Below are 18,969 nucleotides of genomic sequence, written 5' to 3'. Positions count from 1 at the left end.
CCATTGCACCTTGGGTCATGATGTCTGGAGAGAGTGGCATGCGGGCGAGGATGAGGCTGATGGCGGCGCTGCTGCTGGTGCCGGGCCCAGTGCAGGCGCAGATGCAGGCGCAGGAGGCGGAGTTGTTCGATGCGGCGGGCTATCGCATCGCTTATTATCGCGGACCCGTGCATCGCCCGCCCGAGGGGGTGGGCAGGATCGCGCCGGCCGCGATCGCCGGGCTGCGGCCGGATATCGACATGATCCTGATCGATGTGCTGCCGGCCGAGGGTGGCCATCGCGCGGCGGACGGACGCTGGCAACTGGCGCAGCCGCATGAGAGCATCCCCGGCGCCCACTGGTTTCCCGAAAGCGGGCGGGGTGCGCCGACGCCGGATATTACCGACTGGTTCGCGCGCGGGGTTGCGCGGCTGACCGGCGGGAAGCGCAACCGGATGATCGTCACCTTTTGCCGCGCGGATTGCTGGATGGGCTGGAATGCGGCGCGACGGCTGCGGGTGATGGGCTATCGCAATATCTGGTGGCTGGCCGAGGGGACCGACGGCTGGCGAGATCTGGGCCGCGAGCTGAAGCCCGTACAACCCGCGCGCCGATAGGACCAAAGGTCAATTGTCTGGCCCCCGTTTTTGGGCATGTTGCACGCTAACGGGGTAGTTCAAACCATTGATTTTCGGGAGAGAGTAAATGCTTCATCGTTCGGTGCTGGCGATCATCGGCGGCCTGGCCATGGCCAGTGCGATGCCGGCCGCGGCCAAGGACATCACCGTCCATATGAAGAACAAGGGCGCCGATGGCGCGATGGTGTTCGAACCGTCCTTCGTGAAGGCGGCGCCGGGCGACGTGATCCATTTCCAGCCGACCGATCCCAGCCATAATGCCGAGACCATCTCTACCATGCTGCCGGCCGGCGCGACGCCGATGAAGGGGGCGATGAACAAGGAGGCGGTGCTGACTGTCAGCAAGCCGGGCCTCTATGGCATCAAGTGCATGCCCCATTATTCGATGGGCATGGTGGCGCTGGTGCAGGTGGGCAAGCCGACGGCGGCCGATGTGACGGCGGCCAAGGCGGTCAAGCTGCCGCCCTTCGCCGCCAAGCGGATGAATGCGGCGCTCGCCCAGGTGAAATAAGCGCGGGCCAGTCCCGCAGACAGGCAGGCCGGTCATCCACCAGGATGGCCGGCCTGTTTCCTGTCATTCGTAGCGCAGCGCGTGGATCGGGTTGGTGCGCGCGACGCGGAAGCTGTGCGCGCCGATGGTCAGGATCGCGATCAGCAGCGCCAATCCGCCGGCCAGCAGGAAGGGCAGGGGCGTCAGCGCGATGCGGGAGTCGAAGCCGTTGAGCCAGTCGCGCATCACCCACCAGGCGACCGGCCAGGCGATGAGGTTGGCGATCAGCACCGGGCGGGTGAACTGCCAGACCAGCAGTTGCACGATCTTGCCCGTGCTGGCGCCCAGCACCTTGCGGATGCCGATTTCCTTGGTCCGGCGCTGCGCGGTGAAGGCGGACAGGCCGAACAGGCCAAGGCAGCCGACGATCACCGCCAGCAGGGCGAAGGCGGCGAAGGCCTGGGCCCGTGCTTCCTCGGCATGATAGACTTCGCGCACGATATCGTCGCTGAAGCGCGCGCTGAAGGGCACTTCGGGAGCGAGCCGCTTCCACACGCTTTCGATCCGCGCCAGCACCGTCGCCGGATTGCCATGATAGCGGATCAGCATTTCGTTATGATTGTCGCGATCGAAGAGGAAGAAGATCGGGTCCATCGGATCGCGGATCGAGCGGAAGCGCGAATCCTGGACGACGCCGATGATGGTGATGGGCACGCTGCCGCCAAATTCGTCGCGCACCAGGCCGCCGCGGACCTGCTTGCCGATCGCGTCCTGCGGTGAGGCAAAGCCCAGCCGCTTGACCGCCAGTTCGTTGACCACGGTATTGGCGCCGCGCGCGGCAAAGGCGCGCTCGGCCTCCGGAACCTCCGGGAAGGGACGGGTGATGTCGTCGATCGGCCGGTTGATGTCGAAGCTCCGCCCGGCAAGCAGCTTGATGCCCATCGTGTCGAAGAATTTGGTGTCGACCTGATAGATGCCCATGCTGATCGGCTCTTCACGGCCGGGCACCAATATGCCGCTATTGGTGTTGTTGGTGGTGCTGATGCCGATATTGGTGCGGCCGACCGAGGTCACGCCGTCGACCTTCTCGATTTCCCGCACCATCGTGTCGAGCACCGGGTCGAGCTGGCGGCGGCTGATGCCCGAAATCTGGATCAGTCCCTCGCGCTTGTAGCCGGGATCGGAATTGCGGGCGTAGAGGGTCTGGGCATAGACCACCGCCGTGCAGATGATGAGGCCGATCGACACGGCGAACTGGGCGACGACCAGCGCGCTGCGCAGCCGGCCCGATCCTTCGGCATCGGCCGCCGACTTGTTCGCCTTGAGCACGCGGGCGGGCTGGAAGCGGGACAGGTAGAAGGCGGGATAGGCGCCGCCGGCCACGCCAACCAGCAGCACCAGGCCGATGATCGGCAGGATGAGGCCGCCGCTGCCGAAATAATGGAGGCTGAGGTCCGCGTCGAGGAAGCGGCTGACCAGCGGCAACAGCAATTCGGTCAGCGCCAGCGCGACCAGCATCGCCACCGCCGAGACCAGGATGGATTCGCCGATGAATTGCAGCACCAGCTGGCGGCGATTGGCGCCCAGCACCTTGCGCAGCGCAACTTCCCGCGCGCGCTGGCTGGCGCGGGCGGTGGCGAGGTTGACGAAGTTGACGCAGGCCATGCCCAGGATCAGCAGGGCGACGATGGCGAAGGTGATGATCGAGCCGCGATCATTGCCCGGCGTCATCGACCCGTTCTGGGCCCGGCCAAGATGGACGTCGCGGACATTGACCAGGGCGAAGTTCATGTCGTCGCCCTGGTTGAAGCGACGGCCGCCGAAAAACTGGTCGGGGATGTTGCGCTTTTCCCATTGCGGCAGCTGGGCATTGATCGCCTTGACGTCGGCGCCGGGCTTCAGCCGGACATAGATCCAGCCCGATTGCCAGCCATATTGGCTGAGGAAATCGGGCGTCTGCGCCCAGTAGCTGGGCGGATCATAGCGGGCGAGCATGGTGAGCTTGAGGTGCGAGGCCTTGGGCAGATCCTTGAGCACGCCATTGACGCGATAGTCGGTCGAGATGCCGCGCGAGATGAGCGTTAGCGTCTGGCCCATCGGGTCTTCGCTGCCGAAGCGGCGCTTCGCCTCGCTGTCGGTCAGCACCATGTCGCCGGGCTTGGCCAGCGCGGTGCGCGGATCGCCCTTCACCAGCGGCAGGTCGAGCACGTCGAACACCGGGCCGTCGACGAATTTCATGTCGTCCACTTCGGTCGCGACGCCGTTGCGCAGCACGACTGGCCCCGCCGAAAGCAGATGGACGGCCGCCGCGATCTGCGGGAAATCCTTCCGCAGCGCCGCCTGCGCGACATAGGGCGCCATCTGCAGGTTGTTTTCGCGGCCACCATGCGGATCGGTATAATAGGTCTGGAACTGGAAGGTCCGGTCCGCCTGCGGCATCCAGGCGTCGAAGGTCAGTTCATTGCGGACGAACAGCAGGATGATGAGGCAGGCGGCCATGCCGGTCGCCAGCCCCAATATGTTGATCGCCGCATAGGTGCGGCTCTTGAGCAGCGACCGCAGGCCGACCGTCAGATAATTGCGCCACATGGGAAGTCTCTCCGTCTTGGGCTATCAGGCGGCGCGGCGCCGTTCCTGCAGGATGCGGCCGTCCAGCATGTGGACGACGCGGCTGGCATAATCGGCATGGGCGGGCGAATGGGTGACCATGACGATGGTCGATCCTTCGGCGTTGAGCGTCTGGAGCATCTTCATCACTTCCTCGCCATGGCTGGTGTCGAGATTACCGGTCGGTTCGTCGGCCAGGATCAGGCGCGGTTCGGACACCAGCGCGCGGGCGACGGCGACGCGCTGCTGCTGGCCGCCCGACAGCTGGCTGGGCCGGTGGCGGGCGCGATGGGCGATGCCGACCCGGTCCATCACCGCCTCGACCTTCGCCTTGCGCTCGGCGGCGGGCATGGCGTGATAGAGCAGGGCGAGTTCGATATTCTCGGCCACGCTCAGTTCGTCGATCAGGTTGAAGCTCTGGAAGATGAAGCCCAGATGTGTCTTGCGGATGCCCGCCAGCCTGGGTTCGGGCAGGCCGGCAATCTCGGTGTCGCCAAAACGGTAGGAGCCGCTCGACGGGCTGTCGAGCATGCCGATCATGTTCAGCAGGGTCGACTTGCCGCAGCCCGACGGGCCCATGATCGCGACAAATTCGCCCTGGAAGATGTCGAGGTCGATCGCGTCGAGCGCGGTGGTTTCGACCATGTCGGTGCGATAAACGCGGCTGAGTTCACGCAGGCTGAGCAACGCTTGGGTCATGTCTTTGCCTTTCACTTCTTTTCGAGGACCAGCCGATCCTTGTCGGCAAACCCGGTATAGGGGGATGTGAGCACCTGCTCGCCGGGCTCCAGCCCGTCGAGAATCTCGATATAGTCGGCGTTGCGCCGGCCGAGGCGCACGGCGCGCTTCACCGCCTCGCCGCCGTCGGGCGTCACCACGAACACCCAGGCACCGCCGGTGTCATTGTAGAAGCTGCCATTGGGGATGAGGCGCGCGCGCACCGGATCGCCCAGCGTCAGCTTGGCCTGGAGCGTCTGGCCGCGCTGGATCTGGGGCGGTTCGCCGTCGAGGAACTGCAGGTCGATCTCGAACTGGCCGTTGCGCACGGTCGGATAGATTTTTGCGACCTTCATCCGATAGCTCTTGCCGTTCCAGTCGACCGTCGCGGTCTGGCCGAGCTGGACGCGGGGCAGGTAGAATTCGTCGATCCCGGCAACCAGCTTGTTGCGGCCGGGGCTGTCGATCTGGCCCAGCCGCTCGCCGCGCGCCATCGACTGGCCGACCTGGATCGAGAAGGCGGAGACGGTGCCGGCGACCGGGGCGCGCAGATTGAGCGCCTCCAGGCTGGCGCGGGCGACGCCGAGGCTGGACTGGAGGGTTTCGGCCGAGGCGCGCAGCTGGGCGAGCTGGCTGGTCTGGAGCCGCTCGTCGGTCTGCTGGGTGCGGGCGAGGACGGCCCGGCGATCGCGCTGATAGCTGAGGTCGTCGCGCGTGTCGGCAAAGGTCCGGCCGGCGACGAAGCCGCGCGCGGCCAGCGGCGCTTCCCGCTCATATTGGCGCTGCGCCTTCTTGAGGTCGAGATCGGCCTCCAGCATGGCGCGCTTGTTGGTGAGCCGGTTCTGCGACAGCGCCAGTTCCTGGCTGCGCATGGAATTGAGCTGCTGCGTCACTTCGGTCTGGCGGGCGAGGACCGACAGTTGCAGTTCGGCGTTGGACAGGCGGGCGAGCAACTGGCCCTTCTGGACGGTGGCGCCATCCTCGACCAGCACCTCTTCGACCCGACCGCCCTCGATCGCATCGAGATAGACGGTGATGAGCGGGGTGACGCGGGCGCGCAGCGGCAGGAAATCGTCGAACCGGCCCTGGCTGACGGTGGAGACGACGATGCGGTCGGCCGGCAGGGTCTGGCTGTTGCTGCTGGGCATATAATACCAGGCGGTGCCGATCAGCGCGATCGCGCCGGCGGCGCCCAGTGCAACCTTGGCGCGCAGCGGCAGGGTCTTGCGCGCCACCACCCGGTCCATCGCGCCGCCACTGGTGGGCGCGGCGGCCCGCGGCGTTTCGCTCGGCATGCTGACGACGCTCATGCGCGGCGGCTCCACTGTCCGATTTCGAACATTGCTTGTCCGATACCGAACATCAGGCGAGGAAGGGCTTGCAGCCGGTGCCGGCGCGGGCGGGACAGCGGAGATGCCCGGCCTCGGCCGCCATCTGGCGCGGCGCTTCGCAGCCGAATGGCCGGGAAGCGGCCTGCGGCGCGGCCATCACCAGCAGGGTGGCGGCGATGCCGAGCAGGATCGAAAGCGGTTTTGACAGCGAGGAGCCGGGCCGGCGATACATTGTCAGTCTCCATCTGAACTTGGGGCACATGCCCTTTGCCGGATGCTTCGCAAGCGGCGTGCCAGTTGCCTTTTTGCGGGCATGTGCGGGACGGGATCCGGGCCGTGACGGGTCTGGCACGGATATTGATTGCACGGTTCCGGACAGGCGCTGTACGGGAGCGAACGGATGACAGAGGGGCGGATGACACAGGAGAAGCCATTTGAGCTGTGCGTCGTCATCGATGATGATGACGACATATTGCTGGCCGCGCGCCTGTTGCTGCGCGCGATCTTTGGCGAAGTGCTGACCTTCCGCGACCCCGAATCCGCCTTTGCCGCGACCGCCGGCCTGACCCCCGAAGCAATCCTGCTCGACGCCAATTTCTCGCGCGGGGCGACCAATGCGGCGGAAGGGTTCGAATGGCTGGGCCGTTTCCTGGCGCGCGATCCGCAGGCGGTGATCGTGATGATTACCGCCCATGCCGGGGTACAGGTCGCGATCGAGGCGATGAAGCGCGGCGCGACCGATTTCGTGACCAAGCCCTGGTCGAACGAGCGGCTGCTGGCGACGGTGCGCACGGCCGCAGCGCTGCGCGCGTCGCGCAAGGCGGTGGCGCAGAAGGACAAGGTGGCGATGATCGCGGCGGCGCCGGCAGGGGAGACGCCGCTGCTCGGCACGTCACCGGCGATGGCGCGGGTGCAGCAACTGATCGACCGTGCCGCGCCGACCGACGCCAATGTGCTGATCCTGGGCGAGAATGGCACGGGCAAGGAATTGGTCGCGCGCGAACTGCATCGCCGATCGCGCCGGGCCGAGCGGATCATGCTGCCGGTCGACCTGGGCGCGGTGGCCGAAAGCGTGATCGATTCCGAATTGTTCGGGCATGTGAAGGGCGCCTTCACCGATGCGCGGTCCGACCGGATCGGGCGGTTGCAGGCGGCCGATGGCGGCACCCTGTTCCTGGACGAGATCGGTAATCTGCCGCTGCACCTGCAGCCCAAGCTGCTGACCGCGCTGGAGCAGCGCAAGGTGACGCCGGTGGGCGCCAACAAGCCGGTGGCGGTGGACATCAGGGTGATCGCCGCGACGAACCTGAGCGCCGGGCAGATCGCGGACGAGGGGCGGTTCCGCCAGGATCTGCTGTTCCGGCTCAATACGGTCGAGATAGTGCTGCCGCCGCTGCGCGAGCGGCGCGAGGATATTCCCGCGTTGATCGCCCATTATCATGCGCTCTATGCCCGCAAATATGCCCGGCCGGTGCATCCGATCGCGCCCGAGCTGATGGCGGCGCTGGTCGCCTATGACTGGCCGGGCAATGTCCGCGCGCTGCGCCATGCGATCGAGCGGGCGGTGATCCTGGCCGGGGACGCACCCTTTGGCATCGAGGATATCCCGCTGCGCAACCATGGCAGTCCCGAGCCGGTCCGGATCGACCGGGCCGCCGTGGTGGAGGCGCCGCCACCGCCCGACGACATGAATCTGGAACGGGTCGAGCGGCGCCTGGTCGAGACCGCGCTGATGAAGCATGGCTATAATATCTCCAGCGCCGCCGCCGAGCTGGGCCTGACCCGCGCCTCCCTCTATCGCCGCATGGAAAAACATGGGCTTTGATCGGCGCTTCTCGATCGGCCTGGCGCTGCGGCTCGTCATGGCCATGGCCTGCCTGGCGGCGCTCGCCTGGGCGCTGATGACGCCGGACCTGGGCGCCGTGCGCATCCTGTGCGCGATCGGCGCGGCGGTCAGCGCGATGGCGCTATGGCATCATGTGCGCCGCGCCAATTTCGAACTGGCCCGCTTTGTCGAGGCGATCGAGTTTGGCGACCTGCAGGCGCGCTTCGCCCGGCCGGGATCGGACAGCGGCTTTGACCAGTTGGGCGCGGCGCTCGATCGCGGCATCCGAAAGCTGCGCGACGATCGGGTGCGCTTGCAGGAGGCGTCGCGCTTCTACGAGGCGCTGGCCGATGATGCGCCCGCCGCGCTGCTGACGATCGCGCCCGATGGCAGGATCGAACCGGTGAACAAGGCGGCGCGCAAGCTGTTCAACCGCCATGCCGGGGTGCGGCCGGACGATTATGCCCCCTATGGCGGCCATTTCGCCGCGACGCTGACCGCGCTGGAGCCGGGGCGCAGCCAGACCATGTTGATCGAGACCGATATCGGGCCGCAGCGCGTGCTGATCCGCTGCGCCAGCCTGACCCGGCTGGGCGGGGCGACGCGGGTGATTGCGGTGCAGGTGATCCAGCAGGCCCTGAATGCGGTCGAGGTGGCGGCGCAGAGCGACCTTATCCGCGTGCTGACGCATGAGATCATGAATTCGATGACGCCGGTGACATCGCTCGCCCGCACCGCGTCGGACCTGATGGCGCAGGCGGACGATGGCGACGATCCGCTGATCGCCGATGCCCGTGCCGCCGTCGATACGCTGGCCCGGCGCGCCGACGGGGTGATGCATTTCGTCGAAACCTATCGCACCATCACGCGCCCGCCGCTGGTCGATCGCCGGTTGTTCGCGGCGCGGCCCTTTGCCGACGAACTGGCCAAGCTGTTCGCGGCCGATGCCGATCGCGCGAGCGTGCATCTGGAGGTGCGGGTCAGCCCGGCCGACCATCGCATCGATGCCGATCCCGACCTGTTGGCGCAGGTGGTCATCAACCTGCTGCGCAATGCGGCGGATGCGGCCGAATGCCATCGCGACCGGCCGGAAGTGTCGCTGAGCATCGCCGCGATCAGCGCCGGGCGCACCCGGATCGAGGTGGCGGACAATGGCCCCGGCGTGCCCGAGGCGCTGCGCCACGACATCTTCCTGCCCTTCTTCACCACCAAGAAGACCGGCAGCGGGATCGGCCTGAGCCTTGGCCGGCAGGTGCTGCTGGCGCATGACGGCACGATCGAGATCGACAGCGCGCCGTCGGGCGGCGCGCTGTTCCGGCTGACGCTGTAGCGCGGCGGCCGGCCCCGATCAGGGGCAGGGGTCGGGCAGGTCGCGATGCACCGCCTCGATCGCGGCGATGGCGTCGGCGCTGAGCGTCAGGTTGACGCTGTCGATGTCGGCCCTGAGCTGGTCCAGCGAGGTCGCGCCGATGATCGTCGCGGTGACGAACGGGCGGCTGTTGACATAGGCGAGCGCGAGCTGGGCGGGATCAAGGCCATGGGCATGGGCGATCGCGACATAGCGGGCGGCGGCCGGTGCCTGGCCGGGCAGATCGTAGCGGACGAACTGGCGCGCGACGTCGCGGCGGGTGCCGGGCGCGATCACCCCGCCCAGATATTTGCCGGTCAGATTGCCGCCGGCGAGCGGCGAATAGGCGAGCAGGCCGACATCTTCACGCAGGGCAAATTCGGACAGGCCGATTTCGAACACGCGGTTGAGCAGATTATAGGCGTTCTGGATCGACGCGATACGGGGCAGGCCCTGGTCCCGCGCCAGGCGCAGATATTCGCTGACGCCCCAGGGCGTTTCGTTCGACACGCCGACATGGCGGATCTTGCCCGCCTTCACCAGATCGGCAAGGGCATCGAGCGTTTCCTCGATCGGGACGGTGTCGGGCCGGTCGGCCAGGGCGGACAGGCCGCGCACGCCGAAGGAGGGGACCGGCCGGTCGGGCCAGTGGACCTGATAGAGATCGATATAGTCGGTCTGCAACCGGCGCAGGCTGTCGTCGATTGCCTGTTCAATGTTCCGGCGGTCCAGCCGGTCCGCGGTGCGGATGCCGCGCGAGGGATCGCGGGCGGGGCCGGCCACCTTGGTCGCCAGGATGATGTCGTCGCGCTTCTTCCGCCCGGCGATCCAGCTGCCGATATAGGCTTCGGTCAGGCCCTGGGTGTCGCGGCTGACCGGAGTGACCGGATACATTTCGGCGGTGTCGATGAAATTGACGCCCTGGCCGACCGCATAGTCGAGCTGGGCGTGCGCTTCGGCTTCGCTGTTCTGCGATCCCCAGGTCATGGTGCCAAGGCAGATCAGGCTGACCCAGAGGTCGGTGCGACCGAGCGTGCGATATTCCATATGTCATGGCCCTTTCGTGGCAAGCGACTGGTTTCTAGCCGTTTGTCGGGAAATGCAAAGCCATGGCGGGATCGGTTGAGAAACTATCATTGACAGCATCCGTCCGGCCGCAGACAGGAAACAGCTCGTCCATCGGTTAACCAAAGGCTCATCGGATCGCCCTAGGTTGCGACTCCTTCCCTGTTGGTGCGTTGATCGAGCATGTCTGACCTGTCTGATCTCATCCTGGACATGATTACCCGCTATGGCTGGTGGAGCGGGCCGATCATCGGCGTGCTGGCCTTTTTCGAATCGCTGGTGGTGATCGGGCTGTTCGTGCCGGCGATCGCCACGATGATCGCGGTCGGCGGGCTGATCGGGGCGGGGCTGGTCGATCCGGCGCCGGTGTTCGCCTGCGCCGTGTTCGGCGCGATCCTGGGCGACTGGGTATCCTATACGCTGGGGCGGTCGGTCGGGCCGGCCATCTATCGCCATCGCTGGCTGCGCGGGCATCGGCTGGCCTTTGCGCGGGCGCGGCTCTTCTTTCGCCGCTATGGCTTCATCTCGGTGCTGCTCGGCCGCTTCCTGGGGCCGGTCCGTTCGACCGTGCCGGTGGTCGCGGGCGTGGTGAAGATGCCGCATGGCCCGTTCCAGATCGCCAATATCCTGTCCGCCCTGCTGTGGGTGCCGGCGCTGCTGCTGCCCGGCTATCTGGCCGGCGGCCGGCTGACCCATTTCGATTTCGAGGCGGAGCATTTCGCGATGATGGCGCTGGGTCTGTGCCTGGTGCCGCTGCTGCTGGGGTGGCTGGCGATCCGTTTCTTCAACAAGCCGCGTCAGCGGCATCGCACCATGTCCGCACAGCGCGGCTGAAAGGTTGATGACAGGCTGCTTCGCTAATCGGCGGCGGCCCAATTCACACCCAATAGGCTGTTCGCTGCGGCGGTGATGTTCTTCACGTCGTTGCCTTGCGGGACGGCGAGAGGATTTATGAACGACATCTGGACTCACATAGTCGCCGATTTTTCCAATCTCGGCTCTCCATCCGCGCTGGCCGCCTTTGGCCAGGTCGTGCTGATCGACATCATGCTGGCGGCGGACAATGCGATCGTCGTCGGCGCGCTGGCGGCCGGCCTGCCGCCAGCGTCGCGGCGCAAGGTGATCGCGATCGGCGTGATCGCCGCGCTGGTGCTGCGCATCGCCTTTGCCCTGCTGGTCACGCAGCTGATGCAGCTTGTCGGCCTGGTCTTTGCCGGCGGCCTGCTGCTGGTCTGGGTCGGCTGGAAGATGTGGCGCGAACTGCGCGCGCATGGCGAACCGGAAGATGCCGAGGATATTGCCGGAAAGGCGGCGCCCAAGGGCTTTGCCCAGGCGGCCTGGGCGGTCGCGATCGCCGACGTCAGCATGAGCCTGGACAATGTGCTGGCGGTGGCCGGCGCGGCGCGGGAGCATCCCGGTATCCTGGTGATCGGCCTGGTCCTGTCGGTGGCGCTGATGGGCGTGGCGGCGAACCTGCTGGCCCGCGTGATCGAACGCTATCGCGCGATCGCCTATTTCGGCCTGATCGTGATCCTCTATGTCGCCGGCAAGATGATCTATGAAGGCGCGATCGACCCGGCCACGGGCCTCATCACCCTGTTCTGAGGCCCTGTTTGGAAAATGCGCGGAAGAGCGCATTTTCGATGCGGCACCGGCCCGCGCCCCCACCCGACCTCCCATCAGGATACCATGTCTGGGCGGTCGGGTGGGGGTGCGGGCCGGTGCGGATGAGCCAGAGGCGCATTTCCAAATAAGAAGGCGGGGCCGGTCAGTCGGCCCCGCTGTTCTTTCCCATGGAGGCAAAGCCGAGCGGCGCGCCGATCAGCACCAGGATGACGCGGGTCAGATGGTGGATGACGACGACGCCCGGCTCCAGCGCCAGGCTGAGCGCAACCATGCTCATTTCGGCGAGACCGCCCGGCGAATAAGCGAGCGTCAACAGCACCGGATCGACCCCGGCCAGCGTGCCGATCCCCGCCGCCCAGGCAAAGGTGACGGCCAGCAGGATCGCCGTCGACCCAGCCGCCAGCGCCAGGATGCGCAGCAATTCCTTCAGCGTCAGGCCGACGAAGCGGCAGCCCATAGTGGCGCCAAGGCCGACCTGTGCCGCGGCCAGTGCCCAGCCGGGAATGCGGAAATCGGCCAGGCCGCTCATATGCACGGCGGCGCTGACCGCCAGCGGCCCGACCAGATGCCAGGCGGGCAGGCGCAGCAGCCGGCCGATCAGCAGGCCCAGAAGCGCGCAGCCCACGCCCCAGAAGAGCAGCGACCAGCTGGCGACATCGCCGGTCACCGGCGTGATGGCGCTGGCCGCGACCGGTGCATGGTCGAGCCGGATCAGGAAGGGCAGGATGAAGACGACGAGGAAGATGCGCGCGCCATGGATCAGGCCGATGGCGCGTTCGTCGGCGCCGCGTTCGGCGCCCATCACCACCATTTCGGCAATGCCGCCGGGCATGCCGGCGAAATAGGCGGTGGCCGGATCGAACTTCGCGACCTTGCGGAAATAGGTGACGCACAGCAGCGCAGCGGTGGCGAGGAAGAAGGGCAGGGCGGCGAGCGGGATGATCCAGTCGCGCGCCTGTGGCAACAAATGCGGGCCAAAGCTGCTGCCCAGCACTACGCCGATCACCGCCGCCATCGGGCGGCGGGTGGCGGCGGAGGCCTGAATCGGCAAACCGGCGACGCTGGCGACCGCGCAGGCCGCCATCGATCCGAGCACCCAGGGCAGTGGCGCATGGATCGACCAGAAAAGCGCGCCGCCGGCCGCCCCGACGGCAAGCGCCGCCAGGAAGCGGAGGAGTGTGTCCAATCCCCTAGGCGACAAAGGGGAAGGCCAGGGCGATCATGCCGACCAGGGTCATGACGATGCCGACCGCGGCGGCGGGCAGCAGGGTGAAGCGCTGATGATCGGCCAGGTCCACGCCCGCCAGGCTGACCAGCAGATAGGTCGAGGGGACCAGCGGGCTGAGCAGATGGACCGGCTGGCCCATCAGCGAGGCGCGGGCGATCGCCATCGGTTCGACGCCATAATGGGCGCCGGCTTCGGCGAGGATCGGCAGCATGCCGAAATAGAAGGCATCGTTGGAGATGAAGAAGGTGAAGGGCATGGAGAGCAGGGCGGTGATCGGCGCCATATAGGGGCCGAGCGCGGGCGGGATGACGCCGACGACTTCCTTGCTCATCGCCTCCACCATGCCGGTGCCGCCGAGGATGCCGGTGAAGATGCCGGCGGCGAAGATCAGCGACACGACCGACAGGACATTGCCGGCATGGGCGGCGATCCGTTCCTTCTGCTGGGCGACGCCGGGATAGTTGACGATCATGGCGATGGCGAAGGCGATCATCATCAGCACCGAGAGCGGCAGCACGCCCCAGACCAGCAGGACGAGCAGCGCCACCACCAGCAGGCCGTTGAACCAGCGCAGATGCGGCCGGCGCGCTTCGGGATATTGCGAGACGCCCAGGTCCGACGGGGCGACCGACTGGCGCGCCTGCACCTTGCCGAGGCGGCGGCGTTCCTTGATCCCGAACCAGAAGGCGAGGCCGAGCAGGAAGGCAAGGCCGGCGATCATGCCGGGGATGAGCGGCAGGAACAGGGTGGCCGGGTCCAGTTTCAGCGCGCTTGCGGCGCGGGCGGTCGGCCCGCCCCACGGGGTCAGGTTCATGATCCCGCTCGTCACCATCAGCAGGCAGACGAGGTAGAGCCGGTTCATGTCGAACCTTTTGTAGAGGGGGAGCAGCGCAGCGATGGTGATGATGTAGGTGGTCGACCCGTCGCCGTCGAGGCTGACGACCGAGCAGAGCACCACCGTGCCCAGCAGGATCAGCAGCGGATCGCCATGCACGATCTTCACCAGCCGGGCGACCAGCGGGTCGAACAGGCCGGTGTCGGTCATGGTCGAGAAGAAGAGGATGGCGAACAGCAGCATGACGCCGGTCGGCGCCAGATTCTTGATGCCGTCGATCATCATGTCGCCAAGGCCGGCGGCCTGACCGGCGATCACGCCGAACAGCGAGGGGATGACGATCAGCGCGACCAGCGGGGTCATCCGCTTGGTCATGATCAGCGTCATGAAGGTGGCGACCATCAGGAAGCCGAGCAGGGCAAGATTCATCGCTGCGTCCTTGAGGGGGCTGGAGGAAGGAGGATCAGAAGGTCACGCCGACACGGGCGCTGACGGTCTGGCCGTCATCGCCGCCCGTGTAGGTGCCGGCGCGGTTGTTGGTGTGCCACTGGATGCCGTTGAGCTGGATCCGGGTGAAGCTGTTGAGATACCAGTTGACGCCCAGCGTCGCGGCCCAGCCGTCGCCGCCCAGCACCAGGTCGGTATAATCGAGATTTTCGTAGCGGGCGGTCAGCTCGATCGCGCCGAGGCCGCCGTCCAGTACGGGATCGAGCACATTGGGCTGGCCGAAGCTGCCGAGGCGCGGGTTGTAGGGCGGCAGTTCGCCGGTCAGGAACAGGCCGCTCGACAGGCTCCAGGCCTTGCTTTCGAAGCTGGGGCGTCCGCCGTCGAGGCGCGCGATGCGGCGGCCGGCCTCACCCATCACCCACAGGCCGCCGACATAGCCGCCCAGTTCCGCGCCATAGCCGGTGGTCGAGCGGCCGCCGAGCAGTTCGCCGGTGGTGACGCGGACCGCGCCGTTGAAGCGGCCGCCGATGACGGTGCTGCGGGTCAGCGTGGTCGCGGCGGAGGACAGGGCTTCGTCGAAGAACCAGCCGCCGACATGGAGCAGCGAGCGATCGGTCCTGATCGGGTTCCAGTGCGCACGGCCGCTGAAGGTGCGGCTGTCATTGGTCGCCTGTTCGCCATCGACGCGGTCGCCGGTCACGCTGAGCGAGGCATGCCAGTTGGGGCCGAACATGCGGCCCATGATGCCGATGCCGTAGAAGCCGCGCTGCGGGATGATGGCGGTCGACACCACGCCCCGTTCCAGGAAGGGGGTGGAGTCCGAACCGGTGCTGCCTTCGAAGGCGCGGTCGTTGAACAGGTGCCCGGCGCGCACGTCATAATCGACCTTGCTGCTGATCTTGTTGCGATAGCCCAGGAAGGCGGTGACGATGTCGACCTCATTCTCCGAAAAATCGCTTTCGAACTGGTAGAAGAAATGCGGGCCGACGCCGCCTTCCAGACCCAGACGCAGCGCGCGCATGCCGGTCGTCGTGGTGTTGCGGCCGCCATATTTCGACCCCATGGTCGAGCTGACGTCGACCAGGATGCGACCGCGCGGCTTGTAGGTGAAGACGCCGTCGGCCGAGCGGAAGACGGGCAGGCCCGCGCCCCATTCGGTGGTGACGCCGGACGGATTGGCGGCGACCGCGCGGGCCTGGGCCACGTCGATATCGGCCGGGCCGGGGGGCACGATCTGCGGCGCGAAGGGGGCGATGACCAGCGGCTGGGCCGTGTCCTGCTGCGCCATTTGTGGCGCGGGCTGCGCAGCGGCGGGGGGCGTCGCGGCCTGGGCTGCGGCCTGCTGCCCCTCGATCTTGTCGAGCCGGGCCTTGAGCGTGGCGATCTCGGCCGCCTGGGCCTTCACCAGTGCGGCCAGGTCATCGGCGCTGGGCGCCTGGGCGAGGGCGGGCGTGGCGACGATCAGTGCCAGCACGGCGCAGCCGCCGCGCAACATCAGATGGGACATGCTTATCGGGCTCCGGAAACGAGGGCCGCCTGCCATTCGCGCAGGAAGCGCTGGCGCGTGAGGCGGTCGAGATTGACGAGAAGCTGCGGGCCGACGCGGATCGAGCGGGCCTGGGCAGCGGGCAGGCGGCGGCCGTTGATATCGGTCCGCACCGGCCAGAGGCTATGTTGCGCGAGCAGCGATTGCCCTTCGCGTGAGAGGAGGAAGTCGAGGAACAGCTTGGCTGCGGCGGGGTGCCGCGCCTCGCGCGCGATGAAGGCGATGCGCGACATCACGATGGTATAATCTTCGGGAAAGACGACGCCGATGCGCGGGTCGCGGCGGGCGCGTTCCTGCGCGTAGGAGCCGATCACATTATAGGCGATCGAGAATTTGCCTTCGGCCACGCCGCGCAGCATCGGTTCGGTGGTGATGTGCAGTTGCGGCCGGGTCGCGGCCATCGCCTCCACCAGCGAACCGGTGTCGCGGGTGATGGCATAATCCTGCGTCAAATAGAGATAGCCGGTGTTCGAGCGGGCAGGATCGAAGGTCGTGACCTTGCCGGTCAGCGCCTTGCGATCCTTGCGCAGCATCGCCTCCAGCGCGGCATGGCTGCGCGGCGGATTGGCAATCGCCTTCTTGTTGTAGACATAGGCGATTGGCTCTGCGGTGACGCCAAAGCCCATATTCTTCCATACCGCATTGGCGGGCAGGGCGGGCTTTTCCGGACTGGCATAGGCCTGGGCAAAGCCATCGTTGATGAGCTTGACCTGCTGGTCCATCGCCGACGACCAGACCAGGTCGGCCGACATCCGGCCGCTGCGCGCCTCGGTCGAGAAGCGGCGGAACATCTCGTTCGACCCGAGGTCGGAATAGCTGACGGTAACGCCGGGATAGCGGCGCTGGAACGCCAGGATGACCGGTGCCATTTCCGACGTGTCGGCATTGGCATAGACGATGACCTGCCGTTCGGCACGGGCATCGCCGATCAGATCGTCATAGGAACGCGGATAGCCGGTTGGCCTTTGCGCTACCGCTGTCGCGCTGGTGACGGACAGGCTTGCCAGCGCCGCCACTATCTGAATAACCCTTCGCATCGACCCTGCTCCTCACATGTTCCGTTCTTCTGTCGGATTGGGAGAGGCAGTTACGAAGCCAAGCTGTCATCAACCTTTCAGCATCGGGTGCCCTATTCGGATTTTGATGATCGAGGATGACGCCGCACTGGCGCGCAGCATTGCAGCCCTGCTGCGGGCGGGCGGCCATGCGGTGGACCATGTCGCGACCGGCGAGGATGCGCTGGCGGTGGTGGGCGGGGAACCCTATGCGCTGGTGATACTGGACGTGGGCCTGCCCGATATCGACGGCTTCACCGTATTGGCGGAATTGCGCCGGCGCGGCGAGAAAGTGCCGGTGCTGATGCTGACCGCGCGCGATGCGCTGGACGACCGGGTGCGGGGGCTGGACCTGGGCGCCGACGATTATCTGCGAAAGCCCTTCGAGCCGCAGGAACTGGAGGCGCGGGTGCGGGCGCTGGGGCGGCGGCGGGGCGGCGATCCGACCCCGGAAATCACGGTCGGGCCGCTGACCATCAATCGATCGACCGGGGCCGCCGATGTCGCCGGACGGGCGCTGGACCTGCGCCGGCGCGAGCTGGCGGTGCTCGAGTCGCTGGCGACCAGGGCCGGGCAGGTGGTGCCGCGCGAATTGCTGATCGGCGAGGTGTTCGGTTTTGACGAGCCGGTCGGCAGCAATGCGATCGAGGTGCATGTGACCCGGCTGCGCGGCAAACTGGCGCCCGACGGGCCGGGTATCCGCACGGTGCGCGGCGTGGGCTATATGCTCGATGCCCAATGAGGGACGGCCATCGGGCGAGGGGCGGGCCATTGCCCTGCGCACCCGCCTGCTGGCGGCGATGCTGGGACCGATGCTGGGCGCGGCGGCGATCATCGGCGTGGGCGGCGCGACGCTGATTTCCGACGTCGTCCGCCGGACCAACGACCGGGTGCTGGGCGGCGCGCTGGGCGCGATCGCCGAAACCGTGCAGGTGGAGCGGGGCGAGGTGACGCTGGACCTGCCGCCCGCCGCTTTCGGCATGCTGGAGAATAGCGAGCGGGACAATGTCTATTACCGGATCGCGGTGGGCGGCACTTTGCTGACCGGCTATGCCGATCTGCCCGCGCCCGACCCGCGGACCATGCCGGTCGACCAGCCGCGGTTCCGCTTTGCCCGGTATCGCGGGCAGGACATTCGCATCGGCGAGGTGAAGCGCAGCCTACCGCGGATCGCCGACCCGGTGATCGTGCAGGTGGCCGAGACGCTGGATAACCGGCGGGCGCTGATGCACCGGCTGATGATCGCGCTGCTGATCGGCGAACTGACGCTGGTGGGGGTGGCGATCCTGCTGCTGCGGCCGGCGCTGGGCTGGAGCCTGCGGCCGTTGCTGCGGCTGCGGCGCGCGGTCGAGGTGCGCGATGGCGGCGCGCGGCCGGATTTCTCGGCGCTGGATGCGGGGCCGCTGCCGAGCGAATTGCGGCCATTGGCGCGGGCATTCAACCGGCTGCTGCGCCAGCTGGACCAGGCGACGGGGGGCGTGCGCCGCTTCACCGCCGATGCCTCGCACCAGATGCGCACGCCGATTTCGGTGCTGAAGGTGCAGATCGAGCTGGCGCGCCGGGGATCGCGCGAGGCGTTCGACGAGATTGCCGATGCGGCGCAGCGGCTGGAGCGGCTGGTGACGCAGTTGCTGGCGCTGGCGCGGGCCGAGGAGGCGGGCGCATCGCCGCCGCTGGAGACGGTGGACCTGAAAGAGGTCAGCGCAGTGGTGGTCAACCGGCTGATCAACCAGGCGATCCAGGCGCATGTCGAACTCAATCTGGAGGCGTCGGACGCGGAAAGCTATCGCGTCGAGGCGCATCGCACGCTGGTGTTCGAGATATTGGCCAATCTGGTCGATAATGGCATCCGCTATAACCGGCCCGGCGGCACGGTGACGATCGCGCTGGCGCAGGGCGAGGATGCGACCCTGATGACGGTCAGCGACGACGGCCCCGGCATTGCGGTGGAGCATCGCGACAAGGTTTTCGAGCGCTTCTTCCGCGTGGGCGGCGCCAGCGCGCCGGAGGGGACGGGGCTGGGCCTTGCCATCGTCCAGTCCGCCGCGTCGCGCATGGGCGCGCAGGTGGAGATTGTCGAGGGTGGCGCGGGTACGCATATCCGCGTGCGCTTTCCGCGACGGGCGGAGAATGGCGGGGTTTAGCGCGCGTCTGCCCACTCGTGCGCAGGCGGCCGCTTCATGGCGCACCCATCCCCGGCCCCTCCCTGGAAGGGAGGGAGGGGAGCAAAGG

17 protein-coding genes are annotated in these 18,969 nt (G+C 67.2%); 8 read left to right on the top strand and 9 right to left on the bottom strand.

The features are described 5' to 3' along the window. Positions 1-59 precede the first annotated feature (59 nt). Together JQK15_RS00995 and JQK15_RS00990 are read left to right on the top strand one after the other, a co-directional pair. Entirely contained in the window at positions 60-596 is a 537-nt protein-coding gene (locus JQK15_RS00995; RefSeq protein ID WP_251007507.1) for a rhodanese-like domain-containing protein, read from the top strand. A gap of 88 nt (positions 597-684) precedes the next feature. Continuing rightward, positions 685-1,128 (top strand): pseudoazurin, encoded by a 444-nt coding sequence (locus JQK15_RS00990; protein WP_037512780.1) that lies wholly within the window; start codon positions 685-687, stop codon positions 1,126-1,128. A 63-nt stretch (positions 1,129-1,191) separates the two neighbouring features. Here the strand turns inward: JQK15_RS00990 and JQK15_RS00985 are convergent, their stop codons facing one another. The 4 genes from JQK15_RS00985 to JQK15_RS00970 are packed head-to-tail and all read right to left on the bottom strand — an operon-like array spanning position 1,192 to position 5,994. After that, positions 1,192-3,696 carry an ABC transporter permease gene (locus JQK15_RS00985; RefSeq protein ID WP_136186658.1) on the bottom strand — a complete coding sequence of 835 codons (2,505 nt, stop codon included), beginning with the start codon at positions 3,694-3,696 and terminating at the stop codon, positions 1,192-1,194. A 24-nt stretch (positions 3,697-3,720) separates the two neighbouring features. After that, complete coding sequence (locus tag JQK15_RS00980) at positions 3,721-4,413, bottom strand: ABC transporter ATP-binding protein (RefSeq protein ID WP_004208064.1); 693 nt, start codon at positions 4,411-4,413, stop codon at positions 3,721-3,723. 11 nt (positions 4,414-4,424) lie between these two features. After that, complete coding sequence (locus tag JQK15_RS00975) at positions 4,425-5,741, bottom strand: efflux RND transporter periplasmic adaptor subunit (protein WP_251007506.1); 1,317 nt, start codon at positions 5,739-5,741, stop codon at positions 4,425-4,427. A 52-nt stretch (positions 5,742-5,793) separates the two neighbouring features. Next, positions 5,794-5,994: a hypothetical protein gene (locus JQK15_RS00970; protein ID WP_004208062.1), complete on the bottom strand. Its 201-nt coding sequence runs from the start codon at positions 5,992-5,994 to the stop codon at positions 5,794-5,796. A 183-nt stretch (positions 5,995-6,177) separates the two neighbouring features. Here JQK15_RS00970 and JQK15_RS00965 point away from each other — a divergent pair, with 183 nt between their 5' ends. Together JQK15_RS00965 and JQK15_RS00960 are read left to right on the top strand one after the other, a co-directional pair. Continuing rightward, positions 6,178-7,587 carry a sigma-54-dependent transcriptional regulator gene (locus tag JQK15_RS00965; RefSeq protein ID WP_214862974.1) on the top strand — a complete coding sequence of 470 codons (1,410 nt, stop codon included), beginning with the start codon at positions 6,178-6,180 and terminating at the stop codon, positions 7,585-7,587. Then, positions 7,577-8,917, top strand: coding sequence for a sensor histidine kinase (locus JQK15_RS00960; protein ID WP_214862973.1), 1,341 nt, complete (start codon positions 7,577-7,579; stop codon positions 8,915-8,917). Before JQK15_RS00965 ends, JQK15_RS00960 begins: the two co-directional genes overlap by 11 nt. Positions 8,918-8,935: 18 nt before the next feature. Here the strand turns inward: JQK15_RS00960 and JQK15_RS00955 are convergent, their stop codons facing one another. Beyond that, positions 8,936-9,982, bottom strand: coding sequence for an NADP(H)-dependent aldo-keto reductase (locus JQK15_RS00955; RefSeq protein WP_099233684.1), 1,047 nt, complete (start codon positions 9,980-9,982; stop codon positions 8,936-8,938). Positions 9,983-10,183: 201 nt separating this feature from the next. Here JQK15_RS00955 and JQK15_RS00950 point away from each other — a divergent pair, with 201 nt between their 5' ends. Next, positions 10,184-10,834 carry a DedA family protein gene (locus JQK15_RS00950; protein ID WP_004208058.1) on the top strand — a complete coding sequence of 217 codons (651 nt, stop codon included), beginning with the start codon at positions 10,184-10,186 and terminating at the stop codon, positions 10,832-10,834. A gap of 117 nt (positions 10,835-10,951) precedes the next feature. Beyond that, complete coding sequence (locus JQK15_RS00945) at positions 10,952-11,605, top strand: YjbE family putative metal transport protein (RefSeq protein WP_048937702.1); 654 nt, start codon at positions 10,952-10,954, stop codon at positions 11,603-11,605. 163 nt (positions 11,606-11,768) lie between these two features. Here the strand turns inward: JQK15_RS00945 and JQK15_RS00940 are convergent, their stop codons facing one another. From JQK15_RS00940 to JQK15_RS00925, 4 genes are read right to left on the bottom strand one after another with little or no spacing between them, the layout of a single operon-like run. Beyond that, positions 11,769-12,812, bottom strand: a complete 1,044-nt coding sequence (locus tag JQK15_RS00940; RefSeq protein WP_214862970.1) for an AbrB family transcriptional regulator — start codon at positions 12,810-12,812, stop codon at positions 11,769-11,771. Positions 12,813-12,816: 4 nt separating this feature from the next. Then, positions 12,817-14,118, bottom strand: a complete 1,302-nt coding sequence (locus JQK15_RS00935) for a CitMHS family transporter (protein WP_097384243.1) — start codon at positions 14,116-14,118, stop codon at positions 12,817-12,819. 34 nt (positions 14,119-14,152) lie between these two features. Next, on the bottom strand, positions 14,153-15,643 hold the full coding sequence (locus tag JQK15_RS00930; RefSeq protein WP_214862968.1) for an OprO/OprP family phosphate-selective porin: 1,491 nt from the start codon (positions 15,641-15,643) through the stop codon (positions 14,153-14,155). 2 nt (positions 15,644-15,645) lie between these two features. Further along, on the bottom strand, positions 15,646-16,719 hold the full coding sequence (locus tag JQK15_RS00925) for an ABC transporter substrate-binding protein (protein ID WP_214862966.1): 1,074 nt from the start codon (positions 16,717-16,719) through the stop codon (positions 15,646-15,648). Positions 16,720-16,825: 106 nt separating this feature from the next. On the opposite strand from JQK15_RS00925, the gene JQK15_RS00920 reads away from it, so the two are divergent. Then, on the top strand, positions 16,826-17,479 hold the full coding sequence (locus tag JQK15_RS00920) for a response regulator (RefSeq protein ID WP_004208051.1): 654 nt from the start codon (positions 16,826-16,828) through the stop codon (positions 17,477-17,479). After that, positions 17,469-18,881, top strand: coding sequence for a sensor histidine kinase (locus JQK15_RS00915; RefSeq protein ID WP_214862964.1), 1,413 nt, complete (start codon positions 17,469-17,471; stop codon positions 18,879-18,881). The genes JQK15_RS00920 and JQK15_RS00915 overlap by 11 nt, the downstream gene beginning before the upstream one ends. Positions 18,882-18,969: the final 88 nt, after the last annotated feature.

Source organism: Sphingobium sp. BHU LFT2, from assembly GCF_018604485.1.
Classification (GTDB): domain Bacteria; phylum Pseudomonadota; class Alphaproteobacteria; order Sphingomonadales; family Sphingomonadaceae; genus Sphingobium; species Sphingobium yanoikuyae_A.
The sequence above is the reverse complement of the archived record's forward strand: the minus strand, read 5'-3'. Positions and strand labels throughout refer to the sequence as shown.

What these genes read in the sequence shown, in the direction of transcription:
- JQK15_RS00965 (WP_214862974.1), top strand. Translation starts at nt 6,178, where the DNA reads ATGACACAGGAGAAGCCATTTGAGCTGTGCGTCGTCATCGATGATGAT.
- JQK15_RS00930 (WP_214862968.1), bottom strand. Translation starts at nt 15,643, where the DNA reads ATGTCCCATCTGATGTTGCGCGGCGGCTGCGCCGTGCTGGCACTGATC.
- JQK15_RS00975 (WP_251007506.1), bottom strand. Translation starts at nt 5,741, where the DNA reads ATGAGCGTCGTCAGCATGCCGAGCGAAACGCCGCGGGCCGCCGCGCCC.
- JQK15_RS00995 (WP_251007507.1), top strand. Translation starts at nt 60, where the DNA reads ATGGCGGCGCTGCTGCTGGTGCCGGGCCCAGTGCAGGCGCAGATGCAG.
- JQK15_RS00925 (WP_214862966.1), bottom strand. Translation starts at nt 16,719, where the DNA reads ATGCGAAGGGTTATTCAGATAGTGGCGGCGCTGGCAAGCCTGTCCGTC.
- JQK15_RS00915 (WP_214862964.1), top strand. Translation starts at nt 17,469, where the DNA reads ATGCCCAATGAGGGACGGCCATCGGGCGAGGGGCGGGCCATTGCCCTG.
- JQK15_RS00955 (WP_099233684.1), bottom strand. Translation starts at nt 9,982, where the DNA reads ATGGAATATCGCACGCTCGGTCGCACCGACCTCTGGGTCAGCCTGATC.
- JQK15_RS00920 (WP_004208051.1), top strand. Translation starts at nt 16,826, where the DNA reads ATGATCGAGGATGACGCCGCACTGGCGCGCAGCATTGCAGCCCTGCTG.
- JQK15_RS00950 (WP_004208058.1), top strand. Translation starts at nt 10,184, where the DNA reads ATGTCTGACCTGTCTGATCTCATCCTGGACATGATTACCCGCTATGGC.
- JQK15_RS00960 (WP_214862973.1), top strand. Translation starts at nt 7,577, where the DNA reads ATGGGCTTTGATCGGCGCTTCTCGATCGGCCTGGCGCTGCGGCTCGTC.
- JQK15_RS00945 (WP_048937702.1), top strand. Translation starts at nt 10,952, where the DNA reads ATGAACGACATCTGGACTCACATAGTCGCCGATTTTTCCAATCTCGGC.
- JQK15_RS00970 (WP_004208062.1), bottom strand. Translation starts at nt 5,994, where the DNA reads ATGTATCGCCGGCCCGGCTCCTCGCTGTCAAAACCGCTTTCGATCCTG.
- JQK15_RS00980 (WP_004208064.1), bottom strand. Translation starts at nt 4,413, where the DNA reads ATGACCCAAGCGTTGCTCAGCCTGCGTGAACTCAGCCGCGTTTATCGC.
- JQK15_RS00985 (WP_136186658.1), bottom strand. Translation starts at nt 3,696, where the DNA reads ATGTGGCGCAATTATCTGACGGTCGGCCTGCGGTCGCTGCTCAAGAGC.
- JQK15_RS00990 (WP_037512780.1), top strand. Translation starts at nt 685, where the DNA reads ATGCTTCATCGTTCGGTGCTGGCGATCATCGGCGGCCTGGCCATGGCC.
- JQK15_RS00935 (WP_097384243.1), bottom strand. Translation starts at nt 14,118, where the DNA reads ATGAATCTTGCCCTGCTCGGCTTCCTGATGGTCGCCACCTTCATGACG.